This window comes from Proteus sp. MB838, from assembly GCF_054767435.1.
The window spans coordinates 33996-54054 of sequence record NZ_BAABMO010000018.1; the positions used below are offsets into that span (position 1 = coordinate 33996).

Sequence of the window (20059 nt, forward strand, 5' to 3'; positions counted from 1 at the left end):
ACTAGGATGGAACACGCTAATACAGAGGCTTTACAAAGAGATCTCGTGTTACAAAATATGAAACGGGTTTATCGTTATCAATCGGCTCATCAAGTTCGCAGTGTTCGTCGCCGTAGTGGTAAAACTCGTTTTATTAAAGATACAGATTGGGAACGCGGTGTTTTATGGACCTGTGTAAGTGCGGCATGGCAAGCGACACAAGATAAAGAGTACCTTAATGGTGTGTTAAATTACACCTTACATACTGGATTTAGAACAGGTCCTAATGCACGTTTTGCGGATGATCATGTTTGCGCTCAAGCTTATTTGGCGATAAGTCCTTTGTTTGAACAATCTGAAATTCTTGAACCGACGATTAAAGCGTTTGATATCATGCTAAATGATCCAAAACCAGGGCGTGAAGACTGGTGGTGGTGCGATGCACTTTTTATGGCACCTCCTGGTTTTGCTGCTTTGGCTGAAATTATTAGCGAACGACGTTATTTGGATTATATGCATACCGCTTATTGGGATGCTATTGAACATTTACGTGATGCTGAAACTGGACTTATTTTCCGCGATCACCGCTATATTCCTGATGGTCAGGGAAATGAAATGCGTGAAGCTAATGGTGAAAAAGTATTTTGGAGTCGCGGTATTGGTTGGGTTTTAGCTTCTATTCCTCGCATTCTTCAATATATGCCTGATGATTATCATGAGCGCGATCGTTATATAACACTGTTTAAACAATTAGCGCGTTCTATCCTAGATTACCAACATGAAGATGGTTTTTGGCGCACCAGTTTATTAGATCCTGATAATTTCCCTGCACCTGAAAGTTCAGCTACCGCGCTTTTTTGTTATGGACTTGCATGGGGAATAAATCAGGGTGAATTAAATAAAGAAGAATATTTTCCCGCATTACATAGAGCGTGGTCAGCATTACAATCCTGTATTCATGATAATGGTATGATTGGTTGGGTACAACTTCCGGCATTTAACCCGCGAGAGGTAAAGTTTGAACATAATATGGATTATGGCGCTGGAGCATACTTATTAGCGGGTAGTGAAGTATTAAAAATGACGTTAAATAATTAGCTCTTTATATTAATAATTGGTAATTTAATACCTATTCCTTTTAATTTGTTTCTAACTAATATATTGGCTAAAATAAAAGTCGACTTTTTCATTTCCTCTTGCGCTCCGATAAGAATGGAGGCAGAATCAAACTGTCTGTTTTTGAGTCCGCCTCGGTTAATATACAGTATATTTTCCGGGGCTTTTCTCTTTCTGGTATTGGCATAATGCTTGAACCAGATTGATCCAAGCACCCGGCGCAGAGCATAACAAATTATTAAAATGAGACAACAGATTTATTATCAATAATAAATGAAGATATGATTATTTATTATTTAAATAAAATAATTGATTCGCTAAATTGATTTATAAATAAAAAGAGTCTCGATGTTTTATATCGAGACTCTTTAATTTAAAAGTTACGACTTTTACTTAATTAAATAAACTGTTATTGGTATTGCTTGTATAGTCGTTGTTGTAATTAGCGTATTATTATTTTGATATCTAATATTAACACCTAATTGTGGTGTGGCTAATTTCCAAATCCCTTTTACAGTAACTGTACTACTTATTGGTTGAGGATCGGCTGTAAGCCATTGGCGAGAATAAACACTCACTTCAACCTGGTTACCCTTATTATCAATTTGGTCAGCTTCAATACCCTGATATAAATTTAAATCAGGATTAACAATACTTAGCGTTAATTGTTGTTTTTGTTTTTTTACCATTACCATAGTGGGGGAATCACTTGATAATAATAAAGCTTGAGATGAATTGACTTCGGTGGCATTAAAAAAAGCATATCCCTCTTCTTGCGTGATTTTATCTTTTACTGCATGAAGTTGATTATTATGCTGCAATACGGTGTATTCAGGCGCTTTATTATCTTGTGCTTCTATGGCTATTGCATATTCATAATTTGCATTTTTAGGGGCTTTACCGTGAGAGATAACGGCTGTTGCAAACAATTGTTCTGTTTGCTGTGAATTTCTGTCATCAACAGAGTATTGTTTTTGATAACTAAATTCTACCGTTTGCCCTTTAGCTAATTTATACAAATTACCCGCCGGATCAATTAATGTATCGGCATTATTTAAGGTTAATTGAGTACCGAGTTGGTTCACTTTTTTACCATTAATTATAATTGATTGTAACTTAGGAACAGCAAACTGGAACAGTGTCGTTTCTGTTGTATGTTGTTTATCATTATTTTCAATACCAGAGCCTAATGCGATCACTCTATTATCAAATAAGAAATAGGATTTATTCGCTCTTAGACTTTGTTGTTGATATTTACTGTGACCATGTAATTTCATGGCAAACATACTGTTATTATTTAGTGTATTGGCACCAGAATAACGTTGTGTTGAAAGCAACATTTCTTCTATGCCTGCACTTGGCAATTGGCTTAGTTTTGCTTCTAGTTCATCATAAGGAAGGTGGATCGTAGTCGTTCCTGGATATCGATTCCAATCCCAACCTGCATGACTAAAACCAGATTTAGTTAAATCCGCAGGAATAATTTCAAGTTGCCCATATTGCAAGTAACGACCATAACGGTTGTTATTCTCATAACTTTCATTACCCACTAAATAACGACTAAAACCACGAGCGATAGCAAGCCAGCTTTGCTGTGGCGCTGTTATTGATGCTCTACGCTGGATTGCCATTGAAGCATAATTCATTGCCCATGCACCTACCGGTTCATTTTCTGCTTTAATACCTTCAAAGCTATCTTTGTTTGCTAATTTTGCATAAGCGGCTGCTAATGTAGTATCTGGCTCTTGTTTACCATCGGGCGTACCTGCAAGAGCCATCCATTTGAAGGGATCAATACTTATTTTATGTATTCCCGTAGGATGTCTGCCGCTTAATACCAGAGGAATTTGTGTTTCTTTGGTATAGATACGCATTTTTAATAATACATCTTTTAAGCGTGCATGTGCTGGTGATGAAAGACGAAAAGGGGAATGACTTAAGGCATAAACACTAGGCGCTAAGCCACCAAATGCATCTTTGGCATAAGCTGGATAATGTTGTGAATGGTGAAAAATAGAGCCATCAGATTTAAAGCCACCAGCGACACCTTTAGAACTAAGAATGGTTTTGTTTAGCCAACTTTGCAATTGTGCTAAGGCTTGTTGGCGCTGTTGATAATCTGGCAACATCAATAAACTTTTTATCATCCACTGTAATTGGGTATTGAGAATATCGACATTTGCATCAACGATTTCATTATCTTTTTCAAATATGCGCCCTGTTGCGTTATACCACATCATGGCTTGTTGTGTCGGTGCTAACAGATTATGTTTTGCTAGAATATGGCGACCAATAAACCATGCATCAAAAAGCTCTCTTGTTTGATAACCTACGTGAGTAATAATTTGGTAACCACTCCCCCGTGTGAAACCTTGTTCAAGAACGTAACGAGTGCCTAATAAATAGAGCGTTTCTAATTTTTTTCTATCGATTGCTGATAAGGAGTGACTACGCAAGTAAATCGCTGTTTGAAGAAGCGTTTTGCCTACATCTCTTAGCATGTTGGCATCAAGTAATGCTTTTTGGGTTTCTTCACTAAAGACCCCCTCGACTTTGATAAAATTCTGGCGATTAGGATGATCAAGGGCTTTTGCGGTTATTGAGCCATCAGCATGTTGTTCTAAGGCTAATTTTTTCCATAATGCTAAATTTTTGTCGATCATTTCAGCGGTGATTTTTTTATCACGACTGACACCTTGATAGTATTCAAAACGTTGATAAATAGATGCCACTTCAGGCTGATCATCACGAAACTCAGTCGCAAAATTTAATGTAGGATAATGCGCTGTGAACATTTGATCGTACATCAATAATGCACTCCAATTTTTACTCACCATTGTATTTACTGCATTATTAACATATGGAATTTGATAGTCAGGAATAGGCCAACGATTATCTAAAGGTACGCTCATAATTATTTGATCAAAAAAAAGCGTACCTGCTTGATCTGGTGCAGTAATGACTAATTTATCTAATTTGCCTGTTGCTGAGCCTTTCATATCACGAAAAGGAACTGCAATACCTCGCCAACCCGTGAAATTCAGTTCCGTTTTAAAACTTAATGCTACTTGATTATTTTGTTTAAATTGTAATGTAAGGGGCGTTGACTGTGGTTTTTCATTGTAAATCCACATCATAAAAGTGAGTGGTGTTGCTGTATTTTTATCATCTTGATAATTAACTTCATTATTAAGTGTTAATGTTGATTGGGGTTGATACTGCCATTTGAGTGACTGTACGCCATCTTTAGCATGCTCTTTACTTAGTGATAGCTGATGGTCATTTGAGGTGCTCAAGGTATTTGGCATTTCATCTTCAAAAAGATAAAGATCGCCAAAAGGTTCATGAGAAAGAGAAGGTAATGCTTGTGCGGGTAAGGATAAGCAGAAACTTAGTGTAATCGCATAAGCTAAAGAATTTTTTATTAGCATAATCAGATTTCCTGCAAAATAAAAAAGGAACGCGAATGCGCTCCTTTAAAGGTTTAATCAAGAGAGAGGAGAGAGTTTAATTTCTTGTGGAATGCCAAAGTAACTGGTGAAAATAAGTTCGGTATTATCCCCAGAAACGTTATATTTTACCTCACTGTCTTGAGCTGTGGGTTGCCATTTCCCTTTCACTGTCACATTAATGGTGACGGGGGTTGCCGCTTTTTGGCGAGTCATATTTAAATCAGGTGTTACAGCACTCACCGTCAGTATATTTCCTTCCTGGTGTGTCATAACAATGGACGGCTTATCGACTTTTTTGATCCATTTATCGTCAATGACTGCTGGTTGATAAAATGCATAACCTGTTATTTGACTGAGTTTATCGTAAATAATATGTACATCTTTATCTTTACGAATAACTTGGTATAACCCATTGTTAGCACGGAATTTCTCGGCTAATTGCGCCATTTTTTCCGGTGTTGCATCTAAGAAAACCATGTACTCATAACTATGATCTTTGGGTTGAATACCGTGGTCGATCCATGCGGAGCTAAAATTTCCTTGCGTGGGTTGACGATTTTTATTTTCAGCCGAAGTCTGGTGTTGGCGGCTGACATTCACTTTTTCTGCTTGAGTAATTAAATAACCGTTACCATTACTATCGATTATCCAATCTCCTTGTTTTAGCGTAGTTTGATAAGGAAAACCTTCTATTTTTTGGCCATTAATCCAAATAGTGTTTAACTCAGGCGTAATAGCATGTTGGAATAACGTTGTTTCCACAGGGTGATCTTTATCGCTGCTATTAATATTGCTACCGACAAAAATTAAATGGTTATCCGCCGCTAAGACGGTTTTTTTAGCGGTAAAGTTAGCATCAAAACGCGCAAGATTAGCGGGATAAAGAAGATCAAACGCCATCATGCCATATTTTCCTTCAAGGGCTGATGTGCCGCTAAATCCTCGCTCACCTCGTTGCATCAAGGTGTGTGGGTTAGGGCTATCAAGTTCTTTAAGCGGAAGATGAATGGTTGTGGCGCCAGGCATTCTATTCCAATCCCAGCCTTCTTGCTGATAGCCTTGTGAAAGTTGAGAGCCATTGCGAACGATTTGAGCAACACCATGACTTTGATAACGGCCATAACGGTTATCTTTATTGTAAATTTCAGATGACCATACATTGGTATTATAGGCTTTTAATGTCACCATTTTGTCTTGCCAACGGTGAATACCAAAGGCACCACCGTTAAAGGCATAGAACCCTTGAGGAAGGGATGCTGGCGTTATCTCTTCACCAAAAATAGTGGGAGATTCATTTCGCGATTTACCACTAATTGCTAAATAAATAGATGCTAACTGTTTATCTGGCGCTGGTTGGGTAGACATCGCGAGCCAATAGTAACCTTGTGCTATAGATTGTAGGGAAGGTGAGTTAAAGGGGTGTCTTCCCGCTAAAGGTAAGCCAACTTCAGGATTACTATAGATCCATGCTGAAATCATTGCCTTTTTTAGGTTATTCCAGCCACTTTCACCTACAGCAAAAGGTGTTTCTCGTAATAAATAAATCAGCTGTGAGGCATTTTTAAATGCTGGGAAAGAGTAGCCGGGATAATTACCTTCATGTCGCCATGCCGTACCATCAGGACGCAAACCGTCTTTACTCCCCGGTGGTACTTGAGTTAAGGCACCAGTGATATAATGACTAAAAGAATTGACTAAGTTAATACGTTTTTGATCATCGGGTTCAAGTAATAATAGCGCTAAATGTTGACGAGATAAGGTATTAAAATAGTCTAAATCAGAGCTATTTGCGCCAACTTTCATATCAAAACTACTTTTAAATTCTCGTGAATACCAAAGTAGAGAATCATAGACTTCTGTCTGTAGATTAGCTTCTTTTAGTGCATCAGCCATTAATAATGTAGAGATATACCACCAACGTGAACTATATCCCCAGTGGTGAGTGGTTACTAGGGCACTACCTTTGACAAATCCTTGATCTAATAGATGCTTGGTCATCAAGAGGTACATCTGTTTTAGCTGTTCTTTTTGTGTTGGATCTTTTTCGAGCACATAAGCACGGCTAATATTAAACATTAATGTGGTGTAGTTACCAAGAATGACGTAATTATCAAAAAGTTGCTTGTCTTGAGAATTAAGCTGTTCTGGCTGATAGATGATAGTTTGTTTATCGGTGATAAGATGTCGACCTTGCATTCCTCCATCCGAAAGAGGGCGAATATTCAGTGCTTCAAAATCCGTTTTTAGCTTGCTGATATTCTCTTCTAAAGCAAGATTCGTCTCTTTTTCACCACCAACAAATTCATTGATAAGACGTTGGCGAATAAGATCTATCGCAGCTAAATTTTCTGGTGTTACAGGTAATTGAGGTTGTACGGTGTGAAATTCAATTTCCGGCTCTGATAATCGTGTTTTTATTTGATAATCAGACCATTGGTAACGGGCGTCATCAATAGAAAACATAATACGGTCGATATAGATTTCACCCTGACTGATATTAGAAGGGGCTTTAAAACGAATGCTGTCAACATTCGCACCTAAAGAGCGACCAATACTATCTTGAGTACCATCGGATGATGTATTTGTTGCATTTAAAGTCATCTCACGATTTTCAAGATCGTTATTTAAAGAGATACCAATAGCACGCCAGCCAGTGAAATTTAGTTTTACTTTAAAGCCAGCTTGGGCTTCGCTGGTGGCATTGAGCTTTTCCCCTAAATCAACAGTGAGATAACCATCAATAGGTTTTTCGTTGTAAAGCCAAAATGATAAAACAGGTGTAGAAGCGCGTCCCCATGCTTTAGAGGCTTCTTTATCTGTGGGAACTATAAGCTTTTTATGTAAAGTAAAACTACTGCCACCTTTCCATTGCCATAAAAGGGATTGGTTTCCCATAATGCTACGTTTATCAGATAAAGTTAGTGTTGAATTTTTATCTGATGAAAAATCAGCTAATGGATCACTTTGTGCAAAATGATAAATTTCTGATTGCATAAGATGATTGGGATCAAATGCAGGATTGCTGGTGGCAGCAATAACATGATAGGGGGTTGATAATAACCCCAATGTCATTGCAAGCGCAGTAAAACGAAATATCGGCATTATATTTTCTCCTTAGAAACGCTGGCTAACAGTAAAGCCGATACGCCCTTCATTGAATTTGTCATAACGCTGATATCCCATTGTTGTACCTAAATTTAACGATTGGGTAATATCAAGGTTTGCACCTAATTCAGCACTAATGATGTCACCACCAACGGTATTTCCTTTAATATCGAAGGTGCTTCCTCCAGTATTAAAATAGGTAAGGCTGTGGCGTTGATTAATATCGTTATTACCTGCAATATCTTTGATATAACGAAGGTTAAGAGAAGGGGTTAATTTGCCATAAGAGGTTTGGTAGTCATTCCATAAAGCAACAGAGCCACCTAATTGATTAACTGCGTAGCGTTGGCCATAAGTACGCATAGATAATGTAGAGCCTGTTTCTTCCCAAGAATCAATATTGAGCCATTGATATTGGTAAGTTAGCATCGGTTTAATATGGATAAAATCAAAATCCAAATAGGTGTCAGCGTTAATCTGATAGCCTAATTGCACACCAGAGTAGTCACCTTTTGCTTTGGTATTTCCTTGCCATCCCGTATTACCACCGATATCCCTCTCACTATCGACAGTGTAATAACCAATATTTAAATTACCGTTTAAGAATAATGTATCACTATACCAACCGGCATAAGGCATAAATTCAAAATGGCTAATTTCTTTGCTTGCATTACGTTGTTTAGCATCGGCTTTAGCGTAGTTATATGCTAAAGAAATGCCAATTAGCGCATCTTGATTTATTTCATAATCAGTACCGATTTGAATACCAGTGCGATAAGTATTGTAGCCGTTAATTCCACCTTGTTGACTTTGCGTACCATAACCGTACAGAATATTTGCCCAGCTATTCCAACCTATTTCTCTTTCTTCAATGGGGAGCTGATTATCATAGCGTAAGTAGCGATGAGCAATATTGTTGCGCATATCTTCAACCATGATTAATCCTGCTTGAATATCACTACCATCAGCAACGGGCGCCAGATCATTTGATAGTGCAGCAATATTATTATCATTATTACCAGCGGCGACTAATAAACTTAATGCTTCATCTGAAATCTGGCTACGTGTATTATTAAATTCATTTAATACTGTTGGAATAATAAAATTAGCTGCTGCTAATCCATTCTCTGTGACATTGCCACGTTCAGCTGCGCTAATAAAATTATCCCCCCCTTCGTAGCTAATACCATAACGCGCAATTAATTGATTACCACTGACACCACCGCTAATATTTGGTGGTGTCGTTTCTAACCATGAATCTGTTTTTTCTAATAAAGGTGAAATATCTGGCGCTATGGCATTTGCATCAGTCACTGTAATGCCCGCTTCATCTTTAATTGCCGAGTCTGAAGCAATTAATACAATATCTTTATTAATGATGTTATCAACACTGGTGCCTTTAAAATCAAGTTTTGCTTGGCTACCTTTTTTAAAGGTGACATCGCCGGTAACATGTAAGATAGTTTCATCAGTATTGGTATTATCATCAAGGCGGAAAATAAGCTGGCTATTTTCCTTATTCATGAAGTTACCTTCCCATTGAATGGTTTTATCTTTACCTTGGATAGTTAAATTGCCATGGTTTTCAATTAAAGGAACACCGGTAATTTTATAGCCGTCAAATAATGCATTTTGTGCTCCTCCCTGATAAGCAAAATTGATTTTTGTATCCACATGATTATTCCCTAAAATATCACCGTGGATCTCGCCATTAACATCACTTCTAAAGCCTGTTTTTAAAGTGCTAAAATCAATCGCTGCGGTTTTTCCTCTGATAATAGCGCCATCTCGGATATAAACACCTGTTCCTCGTTTAGGAAAGTTACCTTCAACTAATATTGCTGTACCATTTTCACTAGTAACGTTAGCGCCATTTAAATTAATATTACTACTAAAAGTAGCGCCCTGATTTATTTTAATTGCATTTGCTCCGTTACCAGTAACAGTAATGTTTTTTGTAATTGCTTGAGCTTTATATTCTGTTGATGAGCCATTAAATACTACACCGTCACCTTGTGATACATTAACATCTTTATTTATTTGCGCTGTATCGCCATTATTAATGTTTACGGTTTCACAAATGTTTAAAGTACTATCGCAATCAGCCGCTACGGCTGAGCCATATATAGCTGAAAGGACAGCAGCACTTAAAAATAACAAATTTTTATTTTTCATGAGATATAACCTTATGACTATTATATGGTTTTAATTATTAGAAAGTTGCTCTTACCGATACTTTAAAATAATCTTGAGTTGACTTGCTGCCGTTATTTTTATTCTCAACACGCTCATTATAATATTCTGTCATAACACGCCATTGAGGAGATATTTGGTAAGCCATTTGTAAGGTATAACGAGTCATATCTTTATCGATATATTCACCTTTATTTGTTCTGTCTTCTATTTTTCCAAAAATAGACTTACGCATTGAGGGAGAAATAATAACACCGATAGGTGTCGTCCAGTTTACATACATACGTAATTGCTGGTTGTGATTTGTTTCTTTTGTATCATACTCTTCATGTCTTATTGCTTGTTTTCCACCATCAAAATAAGCCACTGTTGTATTTAGATTCGGAGTGATAAAGTAGCGAATACCGGGTTCAATTTCCCAACCTAAATAATCCGTATTAGTGACGCCATTACTTCGTTTGTCCTCTTTTTTTTGTAATCCAAACAAAACACTACCGGTTAAAACCCAGTCTTTATTAATAGGAAATTGATAATTTGTTTTTGATTCATAAAAGTCGATAGTTAAACGGCTACCATTATCATAGTTAGTTAAATCTTGACGTATTTTTAATCCTGGTTGTATCCAACCATTATTTAATTTAAAACGATAACTACCTTGTAAATCATAACGCTGATAACGATTTTTATTGTCATGTTCACGCTGACGAAAACCGACGTCAAAATACCAGTTCGATTTGTCTGGATTAATATTAAAATCAACACGATAACCAGAATAGTTATTCGATGTATCATAATCAGCAGATTCCCACGAGAACATCGCATTAACTGTTGCTGCGTGAGAATGAAAAGAAGTTAAAGCTAAGCCAAAAAGAGGTAAGAAAAGCACAATACGAAGTTTGTTCATGGTCTATATCCAATTCTTTATTCGCTTTTATTTATATCTATTTTTAGATGTAGGACGTCTTCCTTTTATTTTATTAAAAGGATTTTTATATTAGCGAATTAGGTTTATATATAGCGCCATAAGGTTATGGCGCAGATGTTTTTATTATTTTTCTTCACATATTGATATTTTTTTATTTAATTTATTCGTTGTCGCTGTAATAAACTCAGTCGCTCTCCAAGAATCTCCTGTTTTTTCTAACCAAGGGGTTAATTCTTCTTTAATTAATTTATCAATTAAAGGCATATTATCTTTGGCAATATTTTTCATTTGATATGGATCGTTCACATTGTCATATAAAGTATATTTTAATGGTTGTCCATCTTGCCTATCTATCACTAAAGTATGAGTTTTGGTTCTTACACCTCGTTTACCGAATGAAGGTTCACCATAAGGAATAAAAAGATAAAGCTGAGAGTTTGCTGTGTCGCCTTTGCCTGTGATGACTCTATCTGCAAGATCTGTGCCTTCTACTGAATCAGGGATCCATTCTGATAAACCAAGTAACCCTAAAATAGTTGGGTAAATATCAGGTGCTGACATTAATGCATCATCAAAACCTGGTTTGATTTTACCCGGTAAGCGAAACATCATAGGGACACGCATCGATTCTTCATACGGATTATTTTTTGCTGCTTGTCCATTTGATCCTAAGCAACTGCCATGATCAGAGAAGAAAACGACGAGAGTATTATCTGCAAGGCCCTGTTTTTCTAATTCATCGACAATGCGACCAAATTGCTCATCAACACCGTTGACCATTGCCATATATTCTTTGAAATATTGAGGCCCATAACCTTCTTGATATTCACTGTCCCACTGTACATTAGGGCGTGTATTTAACTCTTTTGATGTTTTACCTTGATAAGCATCGAGGTATTTTTTCGGTACTTGATCATAAGGAGAGTGAGGTGGGTTCATTGAAACCACTAATGCAAATGGTTTTGAATTATCTCTAAATTGATTATTTTCATTTTTGAGGAATTTGATTGCCATATCGGCTTCATGTTCAGGCCCCCATTGATCGATATAAATCGGTTTATCACGAGGTGTATCGTTTGCCCAATACATCGGTTTCAAGTGTAAGTCATAAGTACCATAAGAGTACCAAAAATCAAAACCATGACGCCTATCTGGAGCAGCCCATTCATTCCAATAACGACCTTCCATTGGATTATTGTAACTTTCAATAAAAGGCTCATAGGGAGCATCAAGGTGCCATTTGCCAATATACCCAGTGCTATAATCTAAGGATTTAAGTACGTCAGACCAGCATTTTGCATAAGGAGACAAGTCAATACCTACTTTTCCACCGTAATCATGGGCATTACCTGTGATACCATTACGCACAGGGTACTGACCTGTCATAAACATGCCTCGAAAAGGGGAGCATAGAGGGTAATTTGATGCCATTTGTGTCATTACTTTGGCTTGTTTGGCAAATTTATTAAGATTTGGTGTAATCGATGGATCTTCCCCCATAAACTGTAGAGCATGGGCTCGCATTTCATCAGGAAAAACAATTAATAAGTTAGGTGCATTTTCTGGTCGAGTGTGTTTGCTTGCTGTAAAGTCACCTGAAGTAGCAAGAGCAGGTGTAGAAACAGAGATTGCAGCCCCACTGGCGGCAAGACCTTTGATAAAAGTTCTACGGGAAACAGTCATTGCTTCCTCCTATTTTACGTTTGCTTTCGAATTGGTGGTATTTATCTTATTTATACTTTTATGTAAGATCAAAAAGTAAGTTAACGAAAGATCTAGAATTGAAGGAGAGATCACAGAATGGTGTCAAATTGTAAGCAATTTGATAGAGAAAAGTCGGGTTCAAATATTGTTAATAATTATGAGTTAATTCATGAGATACTAATAAGCTATTGATTTTTAATTAATTTTATATATAAATTGATTTTTGTTATAAATAATACTCATTATCACTGTTCGATATCGTAACTCATTGAAGAATACATATGCGTACTTTTTCTTTCATTTGTTTTCATTATCCACTAATTACCCACCATGCTTTTCCTTGAAATTGAAAATTTTCAACAATATTCATACCTAATTTTTGATGTGCTTTTAGCGAGCGGATGTTTTCACTATTAATAAATGCAATCGGGCGACCACCTTGTAACGCACAAATATATTGGTAAAGATCGGTTAATAGCGATTTTCCGCGGTATGATTTATCAATACATACAGGACCGTAAAACCAATTATTGTATGTAAGGCTAGGAAAACGTCGATTAATTTCTTGAGCAATAGGTGGAAGAGAAAAAGAACTGACCGGAAAGCTGAAAACAATCGCTATAATCTGTTCTTGGTCAGTTGCGACTATGGCATTGGTACTACTTTGGTACATAGCTTCAACTTTATCGTGTGGATAATCACCATATAATCCACCTTGCTGTGACTGTGAGTTTTCTTGTAGTAATGAAGTCACTGCTTTGATATCCGCGAAGGTCATTTTTCGTAATGGATAACTCATGTTGTGTCTCTTTTAGTCATGGAGAATTATGTCATTATAGGAAAAATGTCACTATCACAAAAGGGAATAAAAACAGAAGATAAGCTTATCTTTTTAATAAGTGTTATGCATTTATTTTATTTAGAAAAATATTGTTAAGCAGCAATAAGGATACTACTGCTTAAATAGTAAAAAACGTTCTTATTAAGTGTTGAGGCTAATTAATAAGATCACCAGCCATAAGCTAATCCGCCACCAAAAATAAGCTCTTGTTCACTATTAATTGATGAGTTAAATCGAAATGCTATATCGTTATTTGGCTGATATTGGATACCTCCAGCAAGTGCTATGCCAGTACGATAATTACTAATACCGAGGCCACCACTAAAAGTATGATGAGTAAGATAAGGAATATTGGTCATGGCAATTGAGGAAGCAATACCTGCATAGACTTTTTTTTCTAATGAAATAACTTTTTTATCCAGTGCTTCAATTGCATCGGTAATTGATGCTTGGCGTCTTCGATAATAATCATCAAACTCATGGATGGTTTTTTTGATGGTGTTTAAGTTATTATTAGTTTGATTTCTAAAAACATTTATTTGGCTATCAGTTAACCTTTTATTTTTACTAAGTAGTGCTTTTGTTTGTGCCAGATTGACTGCATCAGTATTATTTTTACCTTCACTGACATTGGTGAGTCGTGCTGTTTGTTTCTCTTCACTATTACCAAATGAAACCGTATTTTCCTCATTGGCTAATGCACCATAACCAATAGCAACCGCACGAGTATTGGTGGCTTGGCTATTGATACCTATAGCTGTGGCACCGCTGCCGGATGTTTGACTATTGTCACCGAGTGAAAAACGGGCAAGATTATCATGGTTGGGAGTTAGTGAATTATCTATATTTGATGTTGGTAAGGTATTAGCGTAAGAGAGTGTAGGGAATAAAAAAGACACTAAAAATATTTTTTTTAATAGCATGTTATTCGTCCTGTAATGGATAACAGAGTTGCCAATAAATGCTAAATGATTCTTTTTCTCATCACAATCTAGAATAAATGAAATCACTCTTAAAATTAATTTTGTTTAATATAGCATGCTATTTAATTTATTTTTATTAATTATTATTTATTCTATTTTTAATAAAACCGCACCTTATATAAGATGCAGTTTTAAATAATATGTTAATGGCTCTTTTTTCTAAAAGCGAATGCAACTGAAAGTGCTTGTAGTAAACATAATGTTGAGGTTTGAGAACGAAACATTTTTATTTGTGCTTCTTTTACAGTTAAACAAACATCACTTAGACTTGCTAATGGGCTTATGGGGCTATCTGTTACAATAATTTGTTTAGCCTCTTTATAAGCTGCAATCTCACACATTTTTTGCATTTCTTCTGAATAAGGGTGGAAATGGATGCCAAACAGCACATCTCTATGTGTAATATTCCTAAGTTGTTCTTTATACATTCCCCCTAGGCAATTAACAAAGACGGTTTCACAAGGGATATGAGAAAGCGCGTGAAAAAAATAGCTCGCAGCACTAAAAGAATGGTGAAAACCACCTATATAGATAGTTTCTGCATACTCAAGTAGTTGTATAGTTTTATTTAACATATCCTTATGGGTTTGATGAGCTAACTGTTGCAAAGCGTGGCTATTGGCTTGTGCAAACTCTTGCAGAATATAATCTGGCTCATTTAAGTTTGGTGGTTCCTTTTTGTATTGCTGCTTATAGGTTAATTTTTCATTATCCATTTCACCCATTAAATGACGTTGAAATAAAAGTTTCATTTCATTAAATCCTTTGAAATGAAATGCATTGGCAAAACGGATTAATGTTGATGGAGGAACATTTGCTTTATCTGCAAGGATCGCGATTGTATCAAATGCTACACTGTTTTTATTATCCAAAAGATAATGTGCAACCTGCTGTAGCCTTTTACTTAATCCATTATAGCGGGAGCGAACTTGTTCCTGTAGTTCATTCAGATTTGTTGCAGTAGACATAGTGCCCTCAATAAAAATACGGCTACAATTGTAGTGTTTTTTCAAGTCAAATTGAATGTTTTTAGTTAATAACTATTAAAATGAAATCATGAGTTAATTTTAATTAAATAAATAACCTAAAGGTAATTATTCAATGTTAAAATCTCTATTCGTGTTAAAAGTAAGATGGTTTATTATCATAATGTGAAACTATTTTTTTGAGTTTAACTTTGGGTGAAATAATTATTTCAAGTCTAAAGTAAAACCCATTATATTATTTTAAGTCTTATGGTGGGCTATTTTTTATTTGTGATTGTATTTTTTAATTCATTTTAAATTTAATTTATTGCCATATTTTAAGTTGTTTTGTTGGTGTTTATTACTAATTTAAAATAGATTAGTGTTTTTGTGCGCAATGGCTAATATTTATAATAGGTTACTTGCCTTATTAGATAATAATAGTAATTTATTGCTATCTTTATTTTAAATTATTTTGAAGGCTTAGATTGTTGTATGGATAGTGAGGATGTTTGGTTTTATTTCTTGATGTGTTATTTTCATGAACACTATTCTGAACTTATTTCAGTTATTTTTATTATTAGCTTTATTGGAATTATTTGGGGTATTATTCATGAAATGCGCTGGCTATCTGTTTTTTTTACACTACCGTTGTTAATTTTTGTGGTTGGACTCATTTTTTCTAATTCTTGAGTTTAGGCGATGTTAAGTAAATCATATATAGCTTTGTAAATTTTTTCGATATTAAAATTAACTGACTCGCCTATTTATTCTCACTTCATTCGCTACTTTTCTTTTATCGTAACAATATTAATACAGTAACAATATTAAGTTAATTTTTTGTTACACCTTCGACTTTACTGTTACATAAATCGCCTATATACTGTTTTTTGTATATATTATAATCAATAATTATATTGATAAATTAATCAATAAGGCAACTAATAAGCGATAATGACTCATTGATTATTATTGAAAAAGATAAACAAATAATTTGTTGAATTTTAGACTAACATTTTATATTTAATCTACTAATATAGTTAACGGCTTGTTAATAAAATATCGATTGAGGATCATTATGCAGTGGCGGAATACATCTACTCGCTATGGGCACTTGTCGCTTCTTTTACATTGGGGGACAGCATTAACCGTCTATGGCATGTTTGCCCTAGGATTGTGGATGGTAAATTTAGGCTATTACGATAGCTGGTATCATTCAGCCCCTGAAATACATAAAAGTATAGGGATAATTCTATTTATTGTTCTTCTTTTCCGAGCAATTTGGCGTTGGATTTCTCCTCCACCAACAGCATTATCCAGCTATAGCCGACTTACTCGCATTAGTGCCCATGTGGCTCATATGCTGTTATATCTAATTTTATTTGCCATCATTATAAGTGGCTATTTAATTTCTACTGCTGATGGTCAGCCAATATCTGTATTCGATTGGTTCTCAGTACCTGCTGTTTTCACAGGGGAAGGGGAACAAGCTGATTTAGCCGGTGATGTACATCTTTATTTAGCCTGGGCGGTTGTTGTGTTATCGCTATTACATGCCGCGGGTGCATTAAAACATCACTTTATAGATAAAGATATTACATTGAAACGTATGCTTGGCATAAAAACACAATAATTAAATTTATATTACCCTGTTAATAACAATATTATGGAGAGAACAATGTTTAAGAAGGCGTTATTGAGTTTAACTGCAGGTGCATTATTATTTAATGCTAGTTCAGCATTAGCGGCTGATTATCAAATTGATAAACAAGGGCAACATGCTTTTGTGCAATTTCGTATCCAACACTTAGGTTATAGCTGGTTATACGGCACATTTAAAGATTTTGATGGAAGCTTCACTTACGATAAAGAAGATCCTTCAAAAGATAAAGTCGATGTTGTGATTAAAACGGGTAGTTTAGATACTAATCACGCTGAACGTGACAAACACTTACGTAGTGCTGATTTCTTTAACGTCAGTAAATATCCTGAAGCTAAGTTTGTCTCAACCAAAGTGACTCGTGATGGTGAAAATTATACGGTGACGGGTGATTTAACACTTAATGGCGTTACAAAACCAATTTCACTAAATGCAAAATTAATTGGTGAAGGTACTGATCCGTGGAAAGGGTATCGCGCTGGTTTTGAAGCAACAGGTAAAGTTAATCTGAAAGAGTTTAACTTTAAATCAGATTTAGGACCAAAATCGCAAGAAGCAGAATTAATCATCTCTGTTGAAGGTGTGAAAAAAAATTAAACGTAGCGAATATTGGTAAGCAATAATTTGCGATATCACCTAATAGATTAAAAACTGATGCTTTTAGCATCAGTTTTTTTTACTTAAGATACGTAACTTGTCTTATACTTACTTAAGAAAATTTCTGTAAGATAGATAAATCGTTATTAATTATTAGAGAGTTTATTTTTTATAAGTGATAAGAAAGTGGTCAAAATGAGGAAAATAAGATTAAGCTTATCTAATAATTTAAAGGTGAAAAATTATGCTAAAAAAATTACGACATGCTTTATTAAGTACATTAATTATTTCAGGTACCTTTTTAAGTAGTATAACTACGGCGCAAGCTTGTACCCGAGTTGTTTATTTAGGTGAAAATAACCAAATAATTACTGCTCGTTCTATGGACTGGAAATACGAAATTGGTACTAATTTATGGATATTCCCTCAAGGAATGCAACGTTCTGGTGAGGCTGGTGATAATTCAGTTCAATGGCAATCAAAATATGGTAGTGTGATTGCATCAGGTTATGATATTTCTACTACTGATGGTATTAATGAAAAAGGATTAGTGGCTAATTTATTATGGCTTGCTGAATCAGATTACCCAAGTTATTCCAAAGATAAGCCTGCAATGGCTATTTCTGCATGGGCACAATATGTATTAGATAATTTTGCTACTGTTGAAGAGGCGGTAACTGCTTTAAAAGATGAGCCTTTTATTGTCTTAACTGACAAAGTACCCGGACAGGATAGAGTCGCAACGTTACATTTATCATTGTCTGACAGTTCTGGTGATAGCGCAATTATTGAATATATTGATGGTAAACAGGTGATCCACCATAGCCGAAAATATCAAGTGATGACTAACTCCCCTATATTTTCTGAACAGTTAGCATTAAATAGCTATTGGCAGCAGATTGGTGGTACGGTAATGTTACCGGGTACTAATAGAGCATCGGATCGTTTTGCAAGAGCCTCTTTTTATATTAATGCTATTCCTAAATCGCAATCGAGCAAAAAATCACTTGCCAGTGTATTTGGGGTGATCCGCAATGTTTCGGTGCCTTATGGATTAAGTACCGTAGAATCTCCAGAAATATCATCGACTCGTTGGAGAACTGTCGCTGATCATAAAAATCAGCTCTACTTTTTTGAATCTGCATTATCACCAAATACTTTTTGGGTTGATTTGAAACAAATTGATTTTTCAAAAGAAACAGGAAAAGTGATGATGTTAGCGTTAGGCCAAGAGCAGTCAACGATTTATTCAGGAGATGCAAGCTCTCAGTTTAAGCCAGCGAAACCTTTTAAATTTAAAGGGTTAGAAAATATACCAATACAAAATTAATAGAAATTAGATAAAAATGAAGTTATCGGCAGTCGTTAATTTTATAGAGACATCGTCTTTTAGCAGAAAGATGATGTCTTTCTTATTGATCTTGAATAGTCTTTTTATTATTTACTCGATATTACTTTCTCGTGGTGTTTATCTTGATTGGGAAATACACGGTTTTGCTGACTGGCTAAAATCGTTAGGTATATTGAAATTACTTGATATTCCTAAAGTGATGTTAGCGAGTGCACTTATTTTGCTCTCTTTCTTTATGTATATGGGGGCGCGGATTGCGTGGTGCGTTTCATTAATATTATTAGTGACGATCGTTTTTTTAGATGTCGCGGTTTATCACCAAGCTGGTACTCAAGCCTATACTTCATTAGTATTAGCCATTGTATTGGTTATCAGCCGGCGTGCTTTTCCTTATCATAGCTTAACCAGTGCCGGTTTTGTTGCTTTTATCTGTACGATTTCGCTACTGTGTTTCTCTATGTTAGGCAGCCTCTATATTGGTGATGAATTTAAACCACATATCACAACGTTAATGGATGCTTTCTACTTTTCCATTGTCTGTATGACAACACTTGGTTTTGGCGATATCGTTCCTATCTCAAGTAATGCGAGAATGTTTACCCTAACAGTGGTTATTTTGGGGATCACTGTTTTTACGACTTCTATTGTTTATGTGATGGGATTTTTGGCTCGTGGTACTCGCGATATTGTGAAGAAAAGGATCGCTAAAATGCATGATCATTTTATTATTATTGGCTCTTCAATGTTGGCAGCACAATTAGAGAAAGGGCTTAGAGAGCAAGGTAAACCGGTTATTGCGATTTGTTCGGATAAAAAGCAAGCCATGTATGATAAAGAAGCCAATATTATTGAAGGTGATCCAACCAATGTAAAAACATTACAAACGGTAAATATTCGCCAAGCGAGTTGGGTGGCGACGTTATCTGAAAGTGATGCGGAAAATACCTTTATTTTATTAACTATTCAAGAGTGTCCAGACCTTCAAGCGAAATTAATCACTATCATTAATAAAGATGAGAATAGAGAAAAAATAAGTCGATTACGTCCAGATATGCTGTTGTCTTTAGCTTCGTTAGGCAAAGAAATTATGATGAAAGTCCTTTGTGGTGAATCTATTAATTCGTCTGATGTTACTGATTTATTAATCAATAAATATTTAAAATAATGTATGTCAAAAATCCCCCTTTA

Annotated in this window: 13 protein-coding genes; 5 read left to right on the forward strand and 8 right to left on the reverse strand. The window is 35.5% G+C overall.

What is annotated here, in order from left to right; genetic code table 11:
* The first annotated feature begins 6 nt into the window (after positions 1–6).
* Complete coding sequence (locus tag ACYUCW_RS09730) at positions 7–1077, forward strand: glycoside hydrolase family 88/105 protein (RefSeq protein ID WP_004244200.1); 1071 nt, start codon at positions 7–9, stop codon at positions 1075–1077.
* 407 nt (positions 1078–1484) lie between these two features.
* On the opposite strand, the gene ACYUCW_RS09735 is transcribed toward ACYUCW_RS09730, so the two are convergent.
* The 8 genes from ACYUCW_RS09735 to ACYUCW_RS09770 form a co-directional block, all read right to left on the reverse strand.
* Entirely contained in the window at positions 1485–4526 is a 3042-nt protein-coding gene (locus tag ACYUCW_RS09735) for a chondroitinase family polysaccharide lyase (RefSeq protein WP_460408486.1), read from the reverse strand.
* A 57-nt stretch (positions 4527–4583) separates the two neighbouring features.
* The gene (locus tag ACYUCW_RS09740; RefSeq protein WP_460408488.1) at positions 4584–7649 is read right to left on the reverse strand and encodes a chondroitinase family polysaccharide lyase; all 3066 of its coding nucleotides are present in this window, start codon (positions 7647–7649) and stop codon (positions 4584–4586) included.
* Between the two features lie 12 nt (positions 7650–7661).
* Positions 7662–9827, reverse strand: a complete 2166-nt coding sequence (locus ACYUCW_RS09745) for an autotransporter family protein (protein ID WP_460408490.1) — start codon at positions 9825–9827, stop codon at positions 7662–7664.
* Positions 9828–9864: 37 nt separating this feature from the next.
* A complete protein-coding gene (locus tag ACYUCW_RS09750) occupies positions 9865–10749 on the reverse strand; it encodes an OmpG porin family protein (protein ID WP_004244192.1) in 885 nt (294 codons plus the stop codon).
* 144 nt (positions 10750–10893) lie between these two features.
* Entirely contained in the window at positions 10894–12453 is a 1560-nt protein-coding gene (locus ACYUCW_RS09755) for a sulfatase-like hydrolase/transferase (RefSeq protein ID WP_460408491.1), read from the reverse strand.
* A 331-nt stretch (positions 12454–12784) separates the two neighbouring features.
* On the reverse strand, positions 12785–13273 hold the full coding sequence (locus tag ACYUCW_RS09760; RefSeq protein WP_049203031.1) for a GNAT family protein: 489 nt from the start codon (positions 13271–13273) through the stop codon (positions 12785–12787).
* A gap of 209 nt (positions 13274–13482) precedes the next feature.
* Positions 13483–14238, reverse strand: a complete 756-nt coding sequence (gene aipA, locus ACYUCW_RS09765; RefSeq protein ID WP_163748559.1) for a trimeric autotransporter adhesin AipA — start codon at positions 14236–14238, stop codon at positions 13483–13485.
* A 203-nt stretch (positions 14239–14441) separates the two neighbouring features.
* Positions 14442–15266 (reverse strand): MurR/RpiR family transcriptional regulator, encoded by an 825-nt coding sequence (locus ACYUCW_RS09770; RefSeq protein WP_004244186.1) that lies wholly within the window; start codon positions 15264–15266, stop codon positions 14442–14444.
* 1075 nt (positions 15267–16341) lie between these two features.
* On the opposite strand from ACYUCW_RS09770, the gene ACYUCW_RS09775 reads away from it, so the two are divergent.
* The 4 genes from ACYUCW_RS09775 to ACYUCW_RS09790 all read left to right on the forward strand — a co-directional run bounded on the left by ACYUCW_RS09775 (position 16342) and on the right by ACYUCW_RS09790 (position 20036).
* Positions 16342–16896: a cytochrome b gene (locus tag ACYUCW_RS09775; RefSeq protein ID WP_004244184.1), complete on the forward strand. Its 555-nt coding sequence runs from the start codon at positions 16342–16344 to the stop codon at positions 16894–16896.
* Positions 16897–16941: 45 nt separating this feature from the next.
* Positions 16942–17520: a YceI family protein gene (locus ACYUCW_RS09780; RefSeq protein WP_004248606.1), complete on the forward strand. Its 579-nt coding sequence runs from the start codon at positions 16942–16944 to the stop codon at positions 17518–17520.
* A gap of 244 nt (positions 17521–17764) precedes the next feature.
* A complete protein-coding gene (locus ACYUCW_RS09785; RefSeq protein ID WP_460408493.1) occupies positions 17765–18850 on the forward strand; it encodes a linear amide C-N hydrolase in 1086 nt (361 codons plus the stop codon).
* Between the two features lie 73 nt (positions 18851–18923).
* Positions 18924–20036 carry an NAD-binding protein gene (locus tag ACYUCW_RS09790; protein ID WP_460408495.1) on the forward strand — a complete coding sequence of 371 codons (1113 nt, stop codon included), beginning with the start codon at positions 18924–18926 and terminating at the stop codon, positions 20034–20036.
* The last annotated feature ends 23 nt before the right edge of the window (positions 20037–20059 follow it).